Origin of the sequence: Paraoerskovia marina (assembly GCF_900105445.1) — a bacterium.
GTDB lineage: Bacteria > Actinomycetota > Actinomycetes > Actinomycetales > Cellulomonadaceae > Paraoerskovia > Paraoerskovia marina.
The window spans coordinates 1,640,756-1,658,550 of record NZ_LT629776.1 but is presented as its reverse complement, the minus strand read 5'-3'; the positions used below and the strand labels follow the sequence as shown (position 1 = coordinate 1,658,550).

The 17,795-nt window shown below is 70.7% G+C and carries 16 protein-coding genes, 2 tRNA genes and 1 pseudogene; 8 read left to right on the top strand and 11 right to left on the bottom strand.

Going from position 1 to position 17,795, the window contains the following annotated elements:
- The first annotated feature begins 62 nt into the window (after positions 1-62).
- From BLU20_RS07365 to fabF, 5 genes are all read left to right on the top strand, one after another.
- Positions 63-1,214 carry a PucR family transcriptional regulator gene (locus tag BLU20_RS07365; protein WP_043110007.1) on the top strand — a complete coding sequence of 384 codons (1,152 nt, stop codon included), beginning with the start codon at positions 63-65 and terminating at the stop codon, positions 1,212-1,214.
- A gap of 103 nt (positions 1,215-1,317) precedes the next feature.
- Positions 1,318-2,301, top strand: a complete 984-nt coding sequence (locus tag BLU20_RS07360) for an ACP S-malonyltransferase (protein ID WP_083372113.1) — start codon at positions 1,318-1,320, stop codon at positions 2,299-2,301.
- On the top strand, positions 2,298-3,305 hold the full coding sequence (locus BLU20_RS07355; RefSeq protein WP_083372112.1) for a beta-ketoacyl-ACP synthase III: 1,008 nt from the start codon (positions 2,298-2,300) through the stop codon (positions 3,303-3,305). Before BLU20_RS07360 ends, BLU20_RS07355 begins: the two co-directional genes overlap by 4 nt.
- 82 nt (positions 3,306-3,387) lie before the next feature.
- A complete protein-coding gene (locus BLU20_RS07350) occupies positions 3,388-3,636 on the top strand; it encodes an acyl carrier protein (RefSeq protein ID WP_029253648.1) in 249 nt (82 codons plus the stop codon).
- A 107-nt stretch (positions 3,637-3,743) separates the two neighbouring features.
- Positions 3,744-4,988 (top strand): beta-ketoacyl-ACP synthase II, encoded by a 1,245-nt coding sequence (gene fabF / locus BLU20_RS07345; RefSeq protein WP_029253649.1) that lies wholly within the window; start codon positions 3,744-3,746, stop codon positions 4,986-4,988.
- A 112-nt stretch (positions 4,989-5,100) separates the two neighbouring features.
- Here the strand turns inward: fabF and BLU20_RS07340 are convergent, their stop codons facing one another.
- The 5 genes from BLU20_RS07340 to BLU20_RS07320 all read right to left on the bottom strand — a co-directional run bounded on the left by BLU20_RS07340 (position 5,101) and on the right by BLU20_RS07320 (position 7,972).
- Complete coding sequence (locus tag BLU20_RS07340) at positions 5,101-5,598, bottom strand: DUF3145 domain-containing protein (RefSeq protein ID WP_029253650.1); 498 nt, start codon at positions 5,596-5,598, stop codon at positions 5,101-5,103.
- A 125-nt stretch (positions 5,599-5,723) separates the two neighbouring features.
- Entirely contained in the window at positions 5,724-6,212 is a 489-nt protein-coding gene (gene def / locus BLU20_RS07335; protein ID WP_029253651.1) for a peptide deformylase, read from the bottom strand.
- Positions 6,213-6,249: 37 nt separating this feature from the next.
- The gene (locus tag BLU20_RS07330) at positions 6,250-7,041 is read right to left on the bottom strand and encodes a DUF1206 domain-containing protein (RefSeq protein ID WP_029253652.1); all 792 of its coding nucleotides are present in this window, start codon (positions 7,039-7,041) and stop codon (positions 6,250-6,252) included.
- Between the two features lie 170 nt (positions 7,042-7,211).
- Positions 7,212-7,285 (bottom strand) — tRNA-Ile (locus BLU20_RS07325).
- Between the two features lie 21 nt (positions 7,286-7,306).
- Positions 7,307-7,972 carry a YqaJ viral recombinase family protein gene (locus tag BLU20_RS07320; RefSeq protein ID WP_083372111.1) on the bottom strand — a complete coding sequence of 222 codons (666 nt, stop codon included), beginning with the start codon at positions 7,970-7,972 and terminating at the stop codon, positions 7,307-7,309.
- Positions 7,973-8,033: 61 nt separating this feature from the next.
- Between BLU20_RS07320 and BLU20_RS07315 the strand changes: the two genes are divergently transcribed.
- Positions 8,034-8,528, top strand: coding sequence for a hypothetical protein (locus BLU20_RS07315; RefSeq protein WP_083372110.1), 495 nt, complete (start codon positions 8,034-8,036; stop codon positions 8,526-8,528).
- A 52-nt stretch (positions 8,529-8,580) separates the two neighbouring features.
- Positions 8,581-8,652: transfer RNA gene (locus BLU20_RS07310), tRNA-Asn, on the top strand.
- Between the two features lie 90 nt (positions 8,653-8,742).
- Here the strand turns inward: BLU20_RS07310 and dnaG are convergent.
- The 6 genes from dnaG to BLU20_RS07280 form a co-directional block, all read right to left on the bottom strand.
- The gene (dnaG, locus tag BLU20_RS07305) at positions 8,743-10,659 is read right to left on the bottom strand and encodes a DNA primase (protein ID WP_083372109.1); all 1,917 of its coding nucleotides are present in this window, start codon (positions 10,657-10,659) and stop codon (positions 8,743-8,745) included.
- A gap of 46 nt (positions 10,660-10,705) precedes the next feature.
- Positions 10,706-11,968 carry a deoxyguanosinetriphosphate triphosphohydrolase gene (locus tag BLU20_RS07300; protein ID WP_083372108.1) on the bottom strand — a complete coding sequence of 421 codons (1,263 nt, stop codon included), beginning with the start codon at positions 11,966-11,968 and terminating at the stop codon, positions 10,706-10,708.
- A 57-nt stretch (positions 11,969-12,025) separates the two neighbouring features.
- A complete protein-coding gene (locus BLU20_RS14295) occupies positions 12,026-12,688 on the bottom strand; it encodes a sugar O-acetyltransferase (protein ID WP_083372107.1) in 663 nt (220 codons plus the stop codon).
- A gap of 22 nt (positions 12,689-12,710) precedes the next feature.
- Positions 12,711-13,595: a sugar ABC transporter permease gene (locus tag BLU20_RS07290; RefSeq protein WP_083372106.1), complete on the bottom strand. Its 885-nt coding sequence runs from the start codon at positions 13,593-13,595 to the stop codon at positions 12,711-12,713.
- A gap of 1 nt (position 13,596) precedes the next feature.
- On the bottom strand, positions 13,597-15,237 hold the full coding sequence (locus BLU20_RS07285) for an ABC transporter permease subunit (protein WP_407946452.1): 1,641 nt from the start codon (positions 15,235-15,237) through the stop codon (positions 13,597-13,599).
- Positions 15,238-15,316: 79 nt separating this feature from the next.
- Positions 15,317-16,543, bottom strand: coding sequence for a sugar ABC transporter substrate-binding protein (locus BLU20_RS07280; protein ID WP_083372967.1), 1,227 nt, complete (start codon positions 16,541-16,543; stop codon positions 15,317-15,319).
- 147 nt (positions 16,544-16,690) lie between these two features.
- Between BLU20_RS07280 and BLU20_RS07275 the strand changes: the two are divergent.
- A pseudogene (locus BLU20_RS07275) lies at positions 16,691-17,728 on the top strand (LacI family DNA-binding transcriptional regulator).
- The last annotated feature ends 67 nt before the right edge of the window (positions 17,729-17,795 follow it).

Below are 17,795 nucleotides of genomic sequence, written 5' to 3'. Positions count from 1 at the left end.
ACCGACACGCACACCGGGGACGTTGTGGAATCTCTACAATCCGATGTGGATATGATCGCGCGGTGACCTCCACCCCCGACCACCTCCAGCGCGTCCGCGACGGCGGCGGTCTGCTCACGGCAGCCGCGCTCCGGCGTCTCGACGACGAGCTCGACTGGTACCGGGCGCTGCCCGCGGAGGACCGCTCGTGGATCGGACTCGTCGCGCAGGCCGGCATCTCGGCCTTCACGTCCTGGTTCGCCGACCCCTCGCGAGCCCCGCACGGTGTGAACGAGATCTTCGCCGCGGCTCCCCCCGAGCTCACGCGGTCGATCTCGCTCCAGCACACGCTCCAGCTCGTGCGTCTCGTCGTCGAGGTCGTCGAGGAGAACAGCGACCGGCTGGCGGTCCCGGGGCACGAGCGCGACCTGCGCGAGGCCGTGCTGCGCTACTCGCGCGAGGTGGCGTTCTCGGCCGCCGAGGTCTACGCCCGCGCGGCCGAGGTGCGGGGCGCGTGGGACGCCCGCCTGGAGGCACTGGTCGTCGACGCGCTCGTGCGGGGCGACACGGACCACTCCGTCCGGTCGCGGGTCTCGGCCCTCGGGTGGGGCGGGCGCGGGAGCACCCTGGTCATGGTCGGGACGACCGACGGCCCGCTCGACGAGGTCCGGACGGCGGACCTGCGGCGGGCGACCCGCCGGGCCGCCGGGGACGCTCTGGTCGGGATCCACGGCGACCGCATCGTCCTCGTCATCGGGGGCGAGAGCGATCTCCAGGCCGCGGCGGCGACGCTCCTCCCACGTTTCGGGCCCGGCCCGGTCGTCATCGGACCCACCGTCCCCGGCCTCGACGACGCCGCGCGGTCGGCCCAGGCGGCCCTGGCAGGACTCGCGGCGGCCCCGGCCTGGCCGCAGGCCCCGCGGCCCGTGCTCGCCGACGACCTGCTGCCCGAGCGCGTGCTGACAGGAGACGCGATCGCACGCCGCACCCTGGTGGCGCAGGCGTACCGGCCCCTGGAGGAGGCGACCGGCTCGATCCTCGAGACCCTCTCGGCCTACCTCGGGACCGGACGATCGCTCGAGGCCGCGGCCCGCAACCTCTACGTCCACCCCAACACCGTGCGGTACCGGCTGAAGAAGGTCTCCGAGGTGACGGGTTGGGACCCCCTGGACGCCCGCGAGTCCTTCGTGCTGCAGATCGCGCTCGCCGTCGGTCAGCTCGGCGCCCGACGCTGACACCCACGGTGGCGCCGAGTTGTAGGTACTGCACAACACACCGTCGCAACCTTCGTGCGCGCCGCCACGTCACGCGAGCGCCCGCGCCAGGCACAGTTGACGGGTGCTCGCAGTCGTCTGCCCTGGACAGGGCTCCCAGTCCCCCGGAATGCTCAGCCCCTGGCTTGAGGTCCCCGGTGTCGCGGAGCGCCTCGCGGCGTTCTCCGAGGCGGCCGGCATCGACCTCGCCACCCACGGGACGACGTCCGACGCCGAGACGATCAAGGACACGGCGATCGCCCAGCCGCTCCTCGTCGCCACCGCGATCCTCGCCGCGGAGAACCTGCTCGACGGCACCGCGGCGGCGGACGCGATCGACGTCACCGCGGGCCACTCGGTCGGCGAGCTGTCCGCCGCGGCCGTCGCGGGCGTGCTGACCGGCGAGAGCGCGGTCCGGCTCGTCACGCACCGCGCGAAGGCGATGGCGACCGCCGCGGCCGCGGCACCCTCCGGAATGGCTGCGGTGCTGGGCGGTGAGCCGGAGGCGGTGCTCGCGGCCATCGAGGCAGCTGGTCTCTGGCCCGCGAACGTCAACGGTGCCGGACAGGTCGTCGCGGCCGGCTCCCCCGAGGGCATCGAGAAGCTCACCGCGAACCCGCCCGAGCGCGCCCGGGTGCGTCCGCTCCAGGTGGCCGGCGCGTTCCACACACCGTTCATGGAGCCCGCCCGCGACGAGTTCGCCGCGGTGCTCGACGGGTGGAAGTCGGCGGACCCCACGGTCACGCTGCTCTCGAACGCGGACGGACGGTCGTACGGTCAGATCTCCGGCGAGGGCGACGGCGCGGGCGCCGACGTGCTGCAGCGGCTCGGCGCCCAGGTGGTCGCCCCGGTGCGGTGGGACCTGTGCCAGGAGACACTCGTTACGCTGGGCGTGACGGGTCTGATCGAGCTCGCGCCCGGCGGGGTCCTCACCGGCCTCGCTCGACGTGCGATGCGCGGTGTCGAGACGGTAGCCGTCAAGACGCCCGAGGACCTGGACGCCGCCCTCGAGCTGGCGTCGCGGCACCACGGCACCACCCCGACCGAGACCGAGGAGACCACCGCGTGAGCACTCCCACCCTTCGCCTGCCCGAGACACCAACGGGGTCACGGATCCTCAGCATCGGTGCGGCGCGCGGTGCGAACGTCGTCACGAACGACGACATCGCGGGACCGATCGACTCCTCCGACGAGTGGATCCAGCAGCGCACCGGGATCGTGACTCGACGCCGTGCGGACGCAGACGTCACGGTGATCGACCTCTCCGAGGAGGCGGCACGCGAGGCGCTGACCGGCGCCGGCCTCACCGGCGCGGACATCGACACCGTCATCGTCTCCACCGTGACCCACTTCGAGCAGACCCCGGCCGCCGCCGCCATCCTGGCCGACCGGATCGGTGCGACGCCTGCCGCCGCCTGGGACATCTCTGCGGCCTGTGCAGGCTTCAGCTATGCCGTCGGCCAGGCAGACGCACTGGTGCGCTCCGGCGCCGCCCGGTACGTGCTGATCGTCGGCGCGGAGAAGATGAGCGACTTCATCGACCCGACCGACCGGAGCATCTCGTTCCTGCTCGGCGACGGCGCCGGTGCCGCGGTCGTCGGCCCGTCCGACGTCCCCGGCATCGGCCCGACGGTCTGGGGCTCCGACGGGTCCAAGGCGGGGGCGATCGGTCAGACGCACGCGTGGGACGCGATGAAGACGACGCCCGACGCCGGATGGCCGACGCTGCGCCAGGACGGTCCCTCGGTCTTCAAGTGGGCGAGCTTCCAGATGGCCCCGATCGCCCAGCGGGCGCTCGACGCCGCCGGGGTCACCGCCGACCAGATCCAGGCGTTCGTCCCGCACCAGGCGAACATGCGCATCATCGACCAGCTGATCAAGCAGCTCCGGCTCCCGGAGTCGGTGGTGATCGGACGCGACATCGCCGACACCGGCAACACGTCGGCCGCGTCGATCCCGCTCGCGACCGAACGGCTGCTGCGCGAGGGTCAGGTGAAGTCCGGCGACCTCTCGCTCCAGATCGGGTTCGGCGCCGGGCTCGTCTACGCCGCCCAGGTCGTCGCACTCCCTTAGTTCCACTGTCCTGCGGCTGCCACCCGGCACGCCGTGATCACCATGCTCCGGGCCACCGGGGCAGACATCAAGGAGATACACCATGGCTGCCACCGAGCAGGAAGTCCTTGCGGGCCTCGCCGAGATCGTCAGCGAAGAGACCGGTCTGCCGACCGACGCCGTCGTCCTCGAGAAGTCCTTCACCGACGACCTCGACATCGACTCGCTCTCGATGATGACCATCGTCACGCACGCCGAGGACAAGTTCGACGTCCGCATCCCCGACGAGGACGTCAAGAACCTCGCGACCGTCGGCGACGCCGTCAGCTACATCACCAAGGCCCAGGCCTGATCCGCGGGCCGGGCCGGGTGACCACCCGGCCCGGCCGCCCGCACCCTCGTCTTCACGCACGCAGGTTTCTGCACCCGTTGCCCCACCATGACCCCGTAGGAGTCGCCATGAGCACCGTCCCCGACGTCGTCGTCACCGGCCTGGGAGCCACGACCCCCCTCGGTGGTGACGTGGAGTCCACGTGGCGCGCCGCCCTCGCCGGCGAGTCAGGCGTGAACAGGCTCTCCGAGGAGTTCCTCGGCGACTGGGAGATGCCGGTCACCTTCGCGGCGCAGCTGAAGGTCCCCTCGGACGAGGTCCTGAGCCGGCCCGAGACCAAGCGGATGGACCTGTCGGCCCAGTACGCCGTCGTCGCCACCCGGGAGGCATGGGCCGACGCCGGTTCCCCGGAGGTGGACGGCGACCGTCTCGGTGCGGTCGTCTCCTCGGGCATCGGCGGCATCCAGACGATCCTCAACGCCTGGGACACCATGAACTCGCGCGGCCCGCGCCGCGTGCTCCCGATGACCGTGCCGATGCTCATGCCCAACTCCCCCTCGGCCTACGTCGAGCTGGAGATCGGTGCCCGCGCCGGAGCGCACGCGCTCGTCTCGGCCTGCGCGTCCGGTGCCGAGGCCATCGGGTACGGGCTCGAGATGATCCGCACGGGTCGCGCAGACGTCGTCGTCGCCGGCGGCACCGAGGCGGCGATCCACCCGATGCCGATCGCCGCGTTCGCCGCGTCGCGCACGCTCTCGACCCGCAACGACGACCCCGAGGGCGCCTCCCGCCCGTACGACGTGACCCGCGACGGGTTCGTCCTCGGCGAGGGCGCAGCCGTCGTCGTCCTCGAGAGCGCGGAGCACGCCGCCGCCCGTGGCGCCCGCGTGTACGCGAAGATCGCCGGAGTCGGCCTGAGCTCCGACGCCTACCACATGACGTCGCCCGACCCCGAGGGACGGGGCCAGATCGCCGCCATGCGCAGCGCCCTGGAGAACGCCGGACTCTCCACGAGCGACGTCCGCCACGTCAACGCACACGCGACGTCGACGACCGTCGGCGATCTCGTCGAGGCACGCAGCATCCGCTCGCTCCTCGGCGACGACGCCGACCAGGTCTCGCTGTCTGCGACCAAGTCGATGACGGGCCACCTTCTCGGTGGAGCGGGCGCCCTCGAGTCGATCTTCACGATCAAGGCGCTGGCGGACCGGCAGGCGCCGCCGACGATCAACGTCACCGAGCCGGATCCCGAGCTCGACCTCGACCTCGTCCGGAACACACCCCGTGAGATCCCGACGGGCGACGTCGCCGCGATCAACAACTCGTTCGGCTTCGGTGGTCACAACGTGGCACTGGTCGTCACCTCCGCGTAGCGAGACCGGGCACGACGAAGGCCGGTACCCCTTCCCCGGGGGTGCCGGCCTTCGTCGTGAACGGTTCCTGCTCTCGCGTCGCGAGCCCGGACGTCGTGGCCGCGGTCCGAGGTCAGCCGACCTCGTGGAGCCAGCGCACGGGTGCGCCGGCACCGGCATAGCGGAACGGCTCGAGCTCCGCGTCCCAGGCGGTGCCGAGGGCGAGGTCCAGGGCGTCGCGCATCTGCCGCGGATCGGCGTGCTCGAGCACCGAGCGGATGCGGTCCTCCGGGACGACGACGTTGCCGTGGACGTCCGTCGCGGCGTGGAAGATCCCGAGACCTGGAGTGTGCGACCACCGGCTGCCGTCGGCACCGGGCGAGGCCTCTTCCGTCACCTCGTACCGCAGGTGGGCCCAGCCGCGCAGGCCCGAGGCGAGCTTGGCACCGGTCCCCTGCGGACCGGTCCAGCTCAGCTCGGCGCGCAGCACCGAGGCGCCAGCGGGCTGGTCGGTCCAGTCCAGCGAGACGCGCCTGCCCAGCACGTTGCCTGCCGCCCACTCGATGTGGGGGCACAGCGCACGCGGAGATGAGTGCACGAAAAGAACACCGCGAGTGGTTGCACCAGACATGTCGGCCTCCCTAGGTCGAGGTTCGTCTTCCCCAACGTCCTCGCCCAGCGGGAGTACTGAAGTGCACGCGGCGTGCTCGTGCTCACATTCTTACATGATCCCGAAGAATCATGCAGGGTGGGGGCTCAGAGCTGTGAACGCAGCTCGCGCATCGCCTTGCGCCGGACGGACTTCTCCAGCCGGTCCAGGTAGAGCATGCCGTCCAGGTGGTCGCACTCGTGCTGGAGCGCGCGCGCCATCAGCTCCGTGCCCTCCACCACGACGGGCTTCCCGTCGAGGTCGATCCCCTCGACCCGGGCGTACCACGCACGTGTCGTCGGGTACCAGAGCCCGGGGACGGACAGGCACCCCTCCTCGCCGTCCTGGTACTCGTCCTCGGACAGTGCGGTGATCCGGGGGTTGAGCACGTAGCCGATCTCATCCTCGATGTTCCACGAGAAGGCACGGAGGCTCACGCCGATCTGGGGTGCTGCGAGACCTGCCCGACCGTCGTCGTCGACCGTCTCGACGAGGTCCTCGACGAGCGCACGCACGCGGTCGTCGATGGTCGTGATCTCCTCGCACGGGGTGCGCAGGACGGGGTCCGGGATAACGCGGATCTCTCGCATGGCCATGGGCCATATTCTTCCACGTCTCCCGGACCCCCACGGATCACATCCGGGCGAACCGTGCCCTCGCGAACGAGTACAGGCCGTAGGCGGCGAACCCGAGGCCCATGGCCACGAGCAGGACGGCCCCGAACGGCTGCCCGCCGATCGTGGCGAAGACGTCGTCCATGCCACCGGCCTTGTCGGCGTCGGCCGTGAGGGCCGCCCAGACGAAGAGTGCACCGAGGACGACAAGCGCTGCGCCCTTGGCGATGTACCCGATCTTCCCGGTCAGGACGACACCCTTGCCGGCGGCACCCGTTCCCGTCGACCTCAGGTCCTCGCGGAACTTCTCCTTCCAGCCCTTGTAGACGTGGTAGACGCCGCCACCGATGATCGCCAGGCCGACCGCCCCGACGAGGAGCTGACCCGCCGGCGCGGCCAGGGCCTTGGCCGTCAGCGACTCCTCCGAGCCGCCACCCGACCCGCTGCCCGTCGCGAACCGCATCGCGATGAACCCCATCGCTCCGTAGAGCACGGCCTTCCCCGCAGCCTTGGCGCGGTCCGTGGCCTCCTGCCCGCGAGAGACCGCCTCCGTCACCTGCCACAGCGCGAGCGCCGCGAAGGCGACGACGGCGAACCAGAGGACGAACGCGCCACCGGGCGTCTGGGCGATCTCACTGAAAGCACCGGAGGAGTCAGCGGACCCGGAGTCCGAGGAGGACAGCGCGATCTTGACGACCAGGCCGCCGACGATCAGGTGCAGGAGGCCGCTCACCGCGAAGCCGGCACGCGCCAGACCCTGGAGGACCTTGCTGTCGTTCGCCTGCTGGGCGGCACCAGATGCCGAGTTCATGAATCACCCTCCCTCGCCCCGGTCGATCCGGGGCAGGGAGACAGTGTGGCAAAGATTCCGTTCCACACCACTTGTCGGGCCTGCCGGCCGTCGGCACCGGCGTTCGACACTTGCGTCGAGCGCGGGTGACTGCCCGGACTCACAACTCGGGGATCCCTCAGGAACACGGGTGGGCCAGGTGGGGCTTGAACCCACGACCGACGGATTATGAGTCCGCTGCTCTGACCGACTGAGCTACTGGCCCGTGCGCCGAACATCGTACCCGTCAGCGCAGCGCGAGTCGCCGCCGTTCCGCCATGCGCCGACGGCGCGCCTCGACCTCGTCGGCGAGCTCGTGCAGGTCGGCGAGGAACCGGTCGGCGTGCTCGACCAGCACACCGATCCGCTGCTCGTCCCGGGCCACCCAGCAGACCTCTCGCTCGAGCGTGTGCCGGTGCTCGACGACGAAGAGCGAGCGGTCCGCACCGGTGACGTGCAGCTGCCACTGGAGCTGGTCGCGATACCGACGGACGGCGCTGCGCAGCGGATGGACCGACGTCTTGATCTCGGCGATCGCGTCCTCGCCGATCCCGTCGGGCGTGGCGAGGTGGCCCGGCGTCTCCCCCTCGCACAGCAGTGCGTTGGGCTCGATGCCCCAGTTCTCGGTGATCCAGGCCGCGATGACCGGCTCTCGCTCACGACCGTGGGCGAAGGCGGCCGAGTGCGCGTCCGCCTCGCCGAAGACCTTGCGTTCGAGCAGCTTGGCCCGCTGCACGCTGGGCGTACCGTCCTGGCGGACGATCTTGGTGCAGTCGGTCGCCGTGACGCCGGAGCGCCGCGCCGCGAGCCAGGCGTCGCGGGCGTCGGAACCCACGGGTGCGCCGTCGTCGTCGCACCGGAACCGGACGCGCACGGGTGACGGGTGGGCGACGAGCACGAGACCTCCTGACATCGGACCAGGCGAGGTTATCGCCTCCGCGCACACATCCACGTACTGGCGCTACGGTTGCCAGATGATCTTTCGTCGCGCCACGCTCCCCGCAGACGTCCGCCAGGCGCTCGACCTGGCGGCGGGCGACAAGGTCCTGGCGAGCGCCGAGCTCGACGACGGCTGGGCGGTCGCGAGCCGGCAGCACCTGCACCTGACCGGTGCGCGTGCCGTTCGCCGACCGTGGTCGGCCGTCGACCGCGCCAGCGCGGACCCCGAGACGTCGACGATCACGGTGACGTGGGTGGACGCAGAGCCCACGGCCCTCCGCCTGGTGGGCGGGTCGCCGGGACCCTTCCCGACGGTGCTGCGCGAGCGGGTCCAGACCTCGGTCGTCCTCGCCGAGCGCATCACGCTCCCGGGGGGCGCTGCGCGGGTCGCGGTACGGCGCGCCCCCGACGGTTCCCTCTTCTCCCAGGTCTCTGTCGACGGCGGCGTCGACGTGGACGACCCGGCGATCCGGCGACGGTTGGACGTCACAGAGTCCGCCGTACGATCGGCGTGCGGAATGGGTCTCTGAGGCTGGTAGAGTTTTCTCCGTTCGGCAGCCCGGAGAGGCGGCCGATCCGCGATCCCGCGTAGCTCAGTGGCAGAGCATCCGACTGTTAATCGGACGGTCGTTGGTTCGAATCCAACCGCGGGAGCATCGCAGAAGGCGCTGACCGTCCGGTCGGCGCCTTCTTTCGTCGCTGGACCGCTCCGAGCCCCACCGGGCGTGGGCCGTCACCCGGCCGTCACCCGGCCTCGCGCAGCTCGCGGCGCTGTCTCTCGATGCTCAGCAGGTCGGCGAAGGCCTGCTGGTAGGCGGCGTCCGACGGGTCGAGGCGCTGCAGCGTCCCCTTGGCGTCGGCGATACGGCGGGCGAGCCCCATGTCGACGAGCGTGCGCACGACGTCGCGCACGTACGCGTCGATCGACTCGGGACGGTCCTCGGGCATCGGGGCCACGGCGAGACGGTTGACGATCGGGGCGACGTGCTCGGGCGCGGCCGAGACGACGTCGGCGACCCAGCGCCCGGGCGTGGCCCGAGCCGCCGTGAGCCCACCGACACCCCGGATCACCTCGTGAACGGCCCGCCAGGCGGGCGTCGCGAAGGCGTCGGCGTCGAGCGCGTCGAACGTGTCGGCGTCCGCCGCGAGCGGGTACTGCAGCACGCCGATCAGCACCTGCCGCTCGAGCCGGGCTGCCGGGTCACGGGGGTCCGGCTCGGGCAGACGCGGGCCGTCGGAGACGGACTCCGCCTCTGGCTCGGACCGGTGGGGGCGAAGGGCGTGCTCGTCCGGTCCGGCCAGCCGCGGGGCGTTCTTGACCGCGCGCAGGACGGCGGGCTCGTCCATCCCGATCCACCCGGCCAGCATCCGCGCGTACTCGGGCCGCAGAGCGGTGTCCCGGATCCCGGCGATCACGGGGGCTGCGGCCCGCAGCGCACCGACCCGCCCCTCGGCGGTGGTGAGGTCGTAGTCCTGGAGCGTCGTCCGCACGACGAACTCGAAGAGCGGCTGGCGCCCGTCCACGAGCGCCCGGACGGCCTCCGGTCCGCGAGCCATCCGCAGGTCGCACGGGTCCATGCCGGAGCCCTCGACGGCCACGAACGTCTGGGCGTAGAAGCGCTGATCCTCGCTGAACGCGCGCATCGCGGCCTTCTGTCCCGCGGCGTCGCCGTCGAACGTGAAGATCACCTCGCCACCCACGGACGTGCCGGAGCGCAGCTGGAGCCCGCCGGCCGGGGAGGTGTCGCCGAGCAGACGTCGCACGATCCGGGCATGGTCGGAGCCGAACGCGGTGCCGCACGTCGCGACCGCCGTCGTCACGCCCGACAGGTGCGCGGCCATGACGTCGGTGTACCCCTCGACGATCACGGCCTGCTTGCTCTTGGCGATGTCCCGCTTGGCGAGGTCGATGCCGTAGAGCACCTGCGACTTCTTGTAGAGCGGGGTCTCGGGGGTGTTCAGGTACTTCGGGCCCTGGTCGTCGTCGTACAACCGGCGTGCGCCGAACCCGACGATCTCGCCGGTAAGGTCCCGGATCGGCCACATCAGCCGTCCGCGGAACCGGTCGTAGACGCCCCGTCGCCCCTCGCTGACGACGCCCGACGCCGTGAGCTCGGCCTGGGTGAACCCGCGCCCGCGCAGGTGGTCCATGAGGTGGCTCCACCCGGTGGGCGCGTAGCCGATGCCGAAGTGCTCGGCGTCCGCCCGCTCAAAGCTCCGCTCGGCGAGGAACGCGCGCGCCGCGCCGGCCCCCGGGCCGAAGAGCTGTTCGGAGTAGTACTCGGCCGCGACGCGGTGGACCTCGAGCAGACGCTGGCGCTGCCCCGGCTCGCCCTGGCGGCGTGGCCCGCCGCCCTCCTCGTAGCGCAGCTGGACGCCGGCCTTGTCTGCGAGGTATTCGACTGCCTCCGTGAACGAGAGCCCGTCGATCTTCTGGACGAACGAGATGGCGTCACCACCCTCGCCGCACCCGAAGCAGTGCCAGCGGCCGACCTGGGGGCGGACGTGGAACGACGGCGACCGCTCGTCGTGGAAGGGGCACAGGCCCTTGAGAGAACCGACGCCGGCGGACTTCAGGGTGACGTGCGCACCGACGATCTCGTCGATCGGTGCACGGTCACGGACGGCATCGACGTCCTCGCGCTTGATCAGTCCGGCCACGGGTCGAGTCTAGGGTGCCGCAGGGGTCCGTGGGTGCCGTCGGAGGCTAGCGGACGCCGAGCCGCGCGTGCAGGTGCAGCGCGCTCACGTCGGTCATCGAGGCCACCTGGTCGACGACCACGCGCAAGCGAGCCGCGTCGTCGGACGCCTCCCGCCAGTCCGCCGCGAACGACCGCTCGAGCGAGTCAGGTGCTCCCTCACGCAGCACCTCGACCAGGTCGGCGATGATCTGCCGCTGCTGGTGGTAGACCGGCTCCTGCTCCCGCGGCGCCATGACGTACGCCACCGCGATGCCCTTGAGGGCGAGGATCTCCGCGTGGGTCTCCTCCGGGACCACGAGCGAGCCCGCGTACCGCGTGAGCGGGCCGTCGCCGAACCGCTCCCGGGTGGCCCGCTGGGCAGAGCCGCTGAAGCGGCCGATCAGCTGACTCGTGGCGTTCTTCAGGCGGGCGAGCGCCCGGCGCGACCCGTCGTGCTCGCGCACGAGGTTCCCGGTCGCGGCGAGGCGCAGGAGAGCGGCGTCCAGCTCGTCGGCGGTGAAACGGCGGCCGTACCACGCGTGGACGGCGGAGACGACACGCGCACGCTCCCCGTCGTGGTCGAGCCGTGCCAGGTCCAGGTGCCCCGCGACGACGGCGTCCTCGACGTCGTGGACGGAGTAGGAGATGTCGTCCGCGAGGTCCATCACCTGCGCCTCCATGCACTGCACGTTGTCCGGGGCACCGTCGCGCAGCCAGTGGAAGACGTCGCGGTCGTCCTCGTAGACCCCGAACTTGGGGGTCGGGGTCCCGTCGGGACGCGGCGGACCCTCGCCCCTGCCCCACGGGTACTTCGTCGCGGCGTCGAGAGACGCCCGCGTGAGGTTGAGGCCGACCGCACGTCCGTCGGCGGCGACCACCTTCGGCTCGAGCCGCGTCAGCAGCCGCAGGGTCTGGGCGTTGCCCTCGAAGCCGCCGATGTCGACGGTGAGCTCGGCGAGCGCGCGCTCGCCATTGTGCCCGAAGGGCGGGTGCCCGAGGTCGTGGGCCAGGCAGGCGGTGTCGACCAGGTCCGGGTCGCAGCCGAGCGCCTTGCCGAGCTCACGGCCCACCTGGGCGACCTCGAGCGAGTGTGTCAGGCGCGTCCGGACGAAGTCGTCGCTGCTCGGACCGAGCACCTGGGTCTTGGCGCCGAGCCGCCGCAGGGCGGAGGAGTGCACGATGCGCGCGCGGTCCCGCTCGAACGGGGTCCGTGACTTGCTCTTGGGCGGCTCCTCGGACCACCGGTCGACGTCGGTCGCGGTGTACGGGGCTGAACTCAGGGCTGGCACATGCCCAGCGTAGGGCCGCGGACGACGGCGCGGGAGCGGTGCACGGCCGGCGGCGGGTCAGGAGTGCGGTTCGGGCCCCGGCGACGGCAGCGTGCGCGGCGGCCGGTAGGCCCACTCGCGGTCGTCCTCGGTGATCGCGCGCAGAACGCGTGCCGGGACGCCGCCGACGACCGTCCGGGCCGGGACGTGCCCGGCGACGACGGCTCCCGCCGCGACCACGGCACCGTCCCCGATCTCGACCCCGGGCAGGATGACCGCGCCGGAGCCGACCCAGACGTCCGCACCGATCCGGACCGGTGCGGAGAACTGCACTCCCCCGGTCCGCAGTTCCGGGTGGACAGGATGACCGGTCGTGCTGATCACGACGTTGGGCGCGAGCATCGTCCGCGCCCCGATCTCGACGTCGACGTCGTCGACGACGTTCAGACCCGCGTTGACGTACACGTCGTCACCGAGCCGGATCCGATACCCGTAGGCGACCCGCAGGGGCGGCTCGACCCACACCCCGGTGCCGACCGCACCGAGCAGCTCGCCCAGGATCCGAGCGCGCTCTGCCCGCTGAGCCGGACGGGTGTGGTTGTAGTCGAACTCCAGGTCCTTCGCGCGCTCCTGCTCGGACATGAGCGTGGCGGACCGTGCGCCGTCGTAGAGCTCGTGCGCGTCCATCCGACGACGCACCTCGCGGTCGACGTCCTCCGGGGTGCCCTCGTCATGGTGCATCCGGCGAGGATACCGCCGGACGTCAGCCCTTGACCGAACCCGCCGTCAGCCCGCCGACGATGTACTTCTGCAGGAAGAGGAAGAGCGCGAGGATCGGGATCGTCGAGATGACGGCCCCGGCGGCGAACAGCCCCCAGTTCGCCTCGAGCAGGCTCGAGACCCACGAGTAGAGGCCGACCGCGAGCGTCCAGTTCCCCTCGGACTGCAGAAGCACACGGGCGATGACGAACTCGCCGAACGTGGCGATGATCGACAGCAGTGCCACCACCGCGAGGATGGGGGTGACGAGCCGCAGGATGATCGTCCAGTAGGTCTGCGAGTGCGTGGCGCCGTCGATCTTGGCGGCCTCGTCGAGCTCTCGCGGCACGGTGTTGAAGAACCCGTACATGAGGAACGTGTTCACACCGAGCGCCCCACCCAGGTAGACGCAGATCAGAGCGATCTTGCTGTTCAGGCCGAGGGCAGGAACGACCTGGCCGAAGCTGATGAGGAGCAGGAAGATGGCGACGAACGCCAGCATCTGGGGAAACATCTGCACGATCAGCAGGGTCGTCAGACCCACACGGCGACCGGTGAAGCGGAAGCGGCTGAAGGCGTAGGCCGCCGCCGCACCCATGAGCACCGTCCCGATGCTCGTGACGACGGCGATCTGCACCGAGTTCGCGGCCCACGACCAGAACTTGGTGTCACCGAGCGCGGCGTAGTTGCTGCCCGAGATCGAGCTGAACAGGTCGTTCGACCCCGTCAGCGTCCCGCCCTCGGAGAGCGACGCGGAGATGATGTACACGATCGGGAAGACCGCATAGATCACGAACACGACGCCGACGACGTGGCGCCAGCCCAGCTCGGTGAACCAGCGTCCGGCGGACATGCGACGGCGCGGGGCGACCGTGGTGGTGGAGGACATGTCAGTTGATCTCCTCGAGCGAGCGGGTCTTCTTGAACGCGATGGCCGAGATGGTCGCGATGATCACGAAGATGACGATCGACAGCGCGCTCGCGAGCCCGAAGTTCTTGGGGGCGTTCCCGTCGAGGCCGGCCACGGAGTACACCATCGTGATGAGGATGTCCGTGTGCCCGAGCGGGACGGACGCGTCGTCGAACCGTGGACCACCGCCCGTCAGCATGTAGACGAGCGCGAAGTTGTTGAAGTTGAAGGCGAACGAGGAGATGAGCAGCGGCGTCGTGGAGACGAGGAGCAGTGGCAGCGTGATCTCGCGCCATGTCCGCAGCCGGGTCGCGCCGTCGATCTTCGCGGCTTCCATGACGTCGGTCGGCAGGGACTGGAGCGCGCCCGTGCAGATGAGGAACATGTACGGGAACCCCAGCCAGAGGTTCACACCGATCAGGGAGAGCTTGGCGAGCCACGGGTCGGTCAGCCACGGGATGCTCGCACCGTTCAGCAGAACCTGGTTGACGAACCCGAAGCTGCGGTTGAGCAGGCCGGACCAGAGCAGCGGCGCGACGAACCCGGGGATCGCGTACGGCAGGATCAGCAGGGTCCGGTAGATCTTGCGCCCGCGCAGACGCGGGTCGTTGAAGACGCTCGCGAGGAACAGGCCGAGCAGGAACGTGGTCGCCACCGACGCGATCGCGAACGCGAAGGTCCAGAGGACGACCTGGAGGAACGGTCCCGCGTAGCGCGAGTCGCTGAACGCGAGCGTGAAGTTGTCGAGCCCGACGAACACCCGCCAGCCCACCGAGAGGGTGGAGCCGTCCGCGGCCTCGAACTCGCCGTCGTCGTTGGGCGTGTAGACGGTGCCCGTGGTGGTGTCCGTCATCGTGTCCGCGGCCTCGTCGTAGACGAGCGTCGACGTCGAGGCGTAGCCGGTCCGTGCGTCCTGGGTGCGGATCGAGCCGTCGTTCGGGTCGTCGGAGACGGGGACGCGCAGGTCCGTGATCTCGCCCTGGCGGGCCAGGACGTCGTTGCGGTCGAGCACGGTCCAGCCGTCGACGTCCGTCACCTGGCCACCGGTGACGGTGGCCTCGACGCTCTCGAGCGGCTCGTCGGCGGAGCCGACCTCGACGGTGCCGTCCTCGCGCACGACGGCAAAGCCCAGCTCGTCGCCGTCCTCCACCACGGTCAGCGGGACCGACGGAGCACCCTCGACGCGCCGCTCGTTCTGGACGAGGAGCGCCTCGATCGCCTGCTCCTTGGTGGAGTTGTGACCGTCGCCGTAGTTCGTGAAGGCGACCCACCCGGTGTAGGCGATCGTGAAGATCTGGAAGACCAGCAGGAAGACGAGCCCGGGAAAGATGTACTTCAGCGGGACCGTGCGCCGGGAGAAGTAGACCCAGTCGGCCACGACCAGCATGACCGCCATCGCCCCGAGGATCACCCAGGACTCCGCGGTCCACGCCGAGATGATCACGTACACGCCAAACGCGTTGACGACGGCCATCAGGGCGAGCTTGACGAGGAACCCGGGGCCGAACCTGCGCGCCGGGGACTCGTCCGGACGCATCCTCCGACGCCGTCCGGGCGGGGGTGCGGCTGCGTCCTCGGCCGTCATGGTGGACGGACCGGTGGTGTGCTTCTGGATCGACATCTTGCCTTCCGGGGACCTCGTCGACGCTGCGATGGCAGTGTGCGAGGGCCGCGGGTTGGTCCCCGCGGCCCTCGTCGGATCAGGAGTCGAGCGCTCCCTCGATGTCCGAGATCATCTTGTCCCAGGCCTCGACGGGCTCGGACGTACCGCTGATGATGTTGGCCTCGGTGACGCCCCAGAACGCCCAGACCGAACCCATCTCGGGGATCGACGGCATCGGGACGGCCTCGGCGCCGACCTCGCGGAAGCCCGCGACGATCGGGTCGGACGACGCGGCGTCGGCCGCAGAGGTGAGTGCCGGCGGACGCGCACCGGACTCGAAGAGCGCCGTCTGGGCCTCGTCCGTGGACATGTAGTTCACGAGGAAGTCGTTGGCGAGCAGCGTGTTCTCGCTCTGCGCGCTGACGTAGAAGCCCTGCACGCCGACGAAGGGCTGCGCGACGTCGTCGCCGGCCGTCGGGATCGGGTCGACAGCGAGGTCAAGGTCGGCGAAGGACTCGATCATCCACGGGCCACCGATGATGAACGGCGACTCGCCGTTGGCGAAGGCCTCCACCGCGATGTCGTAGGTCATGTCCGTGCTGAGGAGGCCGGCCTCGCCCTGCTCCTGCAGCCACTCGGCGTACGCGTGGCCGTTGTCGCCACCCATGGCGATCTCGGGCGAGTAGGAGCCGTCCTCGTTCTGCTCGAAGACCGGAGCGTCGAACGACGTCTGGAACGGGTAGTACGTGTACGGGTCGCCCTCGGTCCCGGTCTGAATCAGGAGCGGGTACGTGGCGCCCGACTCCTCGCCGGCGGCGATGGCGTCGTCCCAGGTCGCGGGTGCCTCGTCGGCGAGCGCGGTGTTGCGGATGAGCGCGATGTTCTCGATCGCGTACGGCAGTCCGTAGACCTGCCCGTCGGCCGTGAACGCCTCGACCGAGACGTCCTCGAAGTCACCGGTCATGTCGCCGAGCTCGACCGGGGCGACGACGCCGTTGGTGAGCAGCTCGCCCAGCCAGTCGTGCGCGCCGACGGTGATGTCGGGGCCCTCGCCCGTCGGGACCTGCGCGATGAAGTCCGTGCGGATGTCCTCGAAGTTCTTCAGGACGAGCTCGACGTCCGCGCCGGTCTCCTCCTCGAAGGACGCCGCGGCGGACTCGACGGCAGCCTGTCGGGTCTCGTCGACCCAGACGGTCAGCGTGCCGGTCTCCTCGGCCGCCGCCGTGGTCTCCGTGCTCTCCTCGGACTCGCTGGCGTCGGACCCGCAGGCCGCCAGTGTCAGCGTCAGGCCGACCGCGCCGGCCATCATGATGCTCCGTCGCATCGTCACTCCCAGTGTTCGTGCGTGAGGCGACAGATGCCGCCGGGACGTGATGACGATAGGCCGGGGCGAGCGAGATATGCAAGCGCTTGCTGCAACATTCATGTAACGCTTGCAGCACCGGGCCAGATCCTCCCCTAGGCTGCTCGTGTGCGCACCCGACTCTCCGACATCGCCGAGCAATCCGGCGTCAGCACCGCGACCGTCTCGCGCGTGCTCAACGGCAAGGCGAACGTCTCCGCCGCGACGCGCCAGGCCGTGCTCGCCGCCTTCGACGTGCTCGGGTACGAGCGCCCCGAGCGGCTGCGAACCCGCTCCGAGGGCCTCGTCGGGCTCGTGATCCCGGAGCTCACGAACCCGGTCTTCCCCGCTCTCGCCCAGGCGATCGAGGCGACGCTCGCGCAGCACGGCTACACGCCGCTGCTGTGCACGCAGTCCCCCGGTGGGACGACCGAGGACCAGTACGTCGACACCCTCCTGACGCACGGCGTCAACGGCATCATCTTCGTCTCCGGCCTCCACGCCGACACGTCGACCGACATGAGCCGCTACGAACGGATCACCGACACGGGCGTACCCGTGGTGCTGATCAACGGGTACACCGACAAGCTCGACGTCCCCTTCGTCTCGCCCGACGACGTCGAGGCGACCCGGGCGGCGGTCCGCCACCTGACGTCGCTCGGACACCGCCGGGTCGGGCTCGTCATCGGTCCGGCCCGGTTCGTCCCGGCACGGCGGAAGATCGACGGCTTCGTCGACACTCTCGTCGACCACGGGCTCGCGACGGACCGGGCGGAGGCGGAGGAGTCGATCTCGACGACGCTCTACACCGTCGAGTGAGGTCAGGCCGGAGCCACCGACCTGATCGACCGGGGCCACACCGGCATCGTCTGCGGGTCGGACCTGATGGCGCTCGGGGCCATCCGTGCGGCGAGGACCCGTGGCCTGAGGGTTCCCGACGACGTCTCGGTGGTCGGGTACGACGACTCCCCCCTCATCGCCTTCACCGATCCGCCGCTCACCACGATCCGCCAGCCCGTCGACTCGATGGCACAGGCAGCCGTCAGCGCTCTCCTGGGCCAGATCCAGGGCACCGCGTCGCCGCGCAGCGAGCTGCTGTTCCGCACGGAGCTCGTCGTCCGTGAGTCCACGGGCCCCGCCCCTGCCGCTGTCGACACCACGCCGTAAGCGCTTACACTACGTCCCAAGGGCATCGCCGCTCGGTGCCTAATCCTCGACGACGCCACGAAAAGGA

What these genes read in the sequence shown, in the direction of transcription:
- def (WP_029253651.1), bottom strand. Translation starts at nt 6,212, where the DNA reads ATGGCCATGCGAGAGATCCGCGTTATCCCGGACCCCGTCCTGCGCACC.
- BLU20_RS07285 (WP_407946452.1), bottom strand. Translation starts at nt 15,237, where the DNA reads ATGTCGATCCAGAAGCACACCACCGGTCCGTCCACCATGACGGCCGAG.
- BLU20_RS07330 (WP_029253652.1), bottom strand. Translation starts at nt 7,041, where the DNA reads ATGAACTCGGCATCTGGTGCCGCCCAGCAGGCGAACGACAGCAAGGTC.
- BLU20_RS07315 (WP_083372110.1), top strand. Translation starts at nt 8,034, where the DNA reads ATGATCTTTCGTCGCGCCACGCTCCCCGCAGACGTCCGCCAGGCGCTC.
- BLU20_RS07340 (WP_029253650.1), bottom strand. Translation starts at nt 5,598, where the DNA reads ATGTCTGGTGCAACCACTCGCGGTGTTCTTTTCGTGCACTCATCTCCG.
- BLU20_RS07290 (WP_083372106.1), bottom strand. Translation starts at nt 13,595, where the DNA reads ATGTCCTCCACCACCACGGTCGCCCCGCGCCGTCGCATGTCCGCCGGA.
- BLU20_RS14295 (WP_083372107.1), bottom strand. Translation starts at nt 12,688, where the DNA reads ATGCACCATGACGAGGGCACCCCGGAGGACGTCGACCGCGAGGTGCGT.
- BLU20_RS07280 (WP_083372967.1), bottom strand. Translation starts at nt 16,543, where the DNA reads ATGCGACGGAGCATCATGATGGCCGGCGCGGTCGGCCTGACGCTGACA.
- fabF (WP_029253649.1), top strand. Translation starts at nt 3,744, where the DNA reads ATGAGCACCGTCCCCGACGTCGTCGTCACCGGCCTGGGAGCCACGACC.
- BLU20_RS07350 (WP_029253648.1), top strand. Translation starts at nt 3,388, where the DNA reads ATGGCTGCCACCGAGCAGGAAGTCCTTGCGGGCCTCGCCGAGATCGTC.
- BLU20_RS07320 (WP_083372111.1), bottom strand. Translation starts at nt 7,972, where the DNA reads ATGTCAGGAGGTCTCGTGCTCGTCGCCCACCCGTCACCCGTGCGCGTC.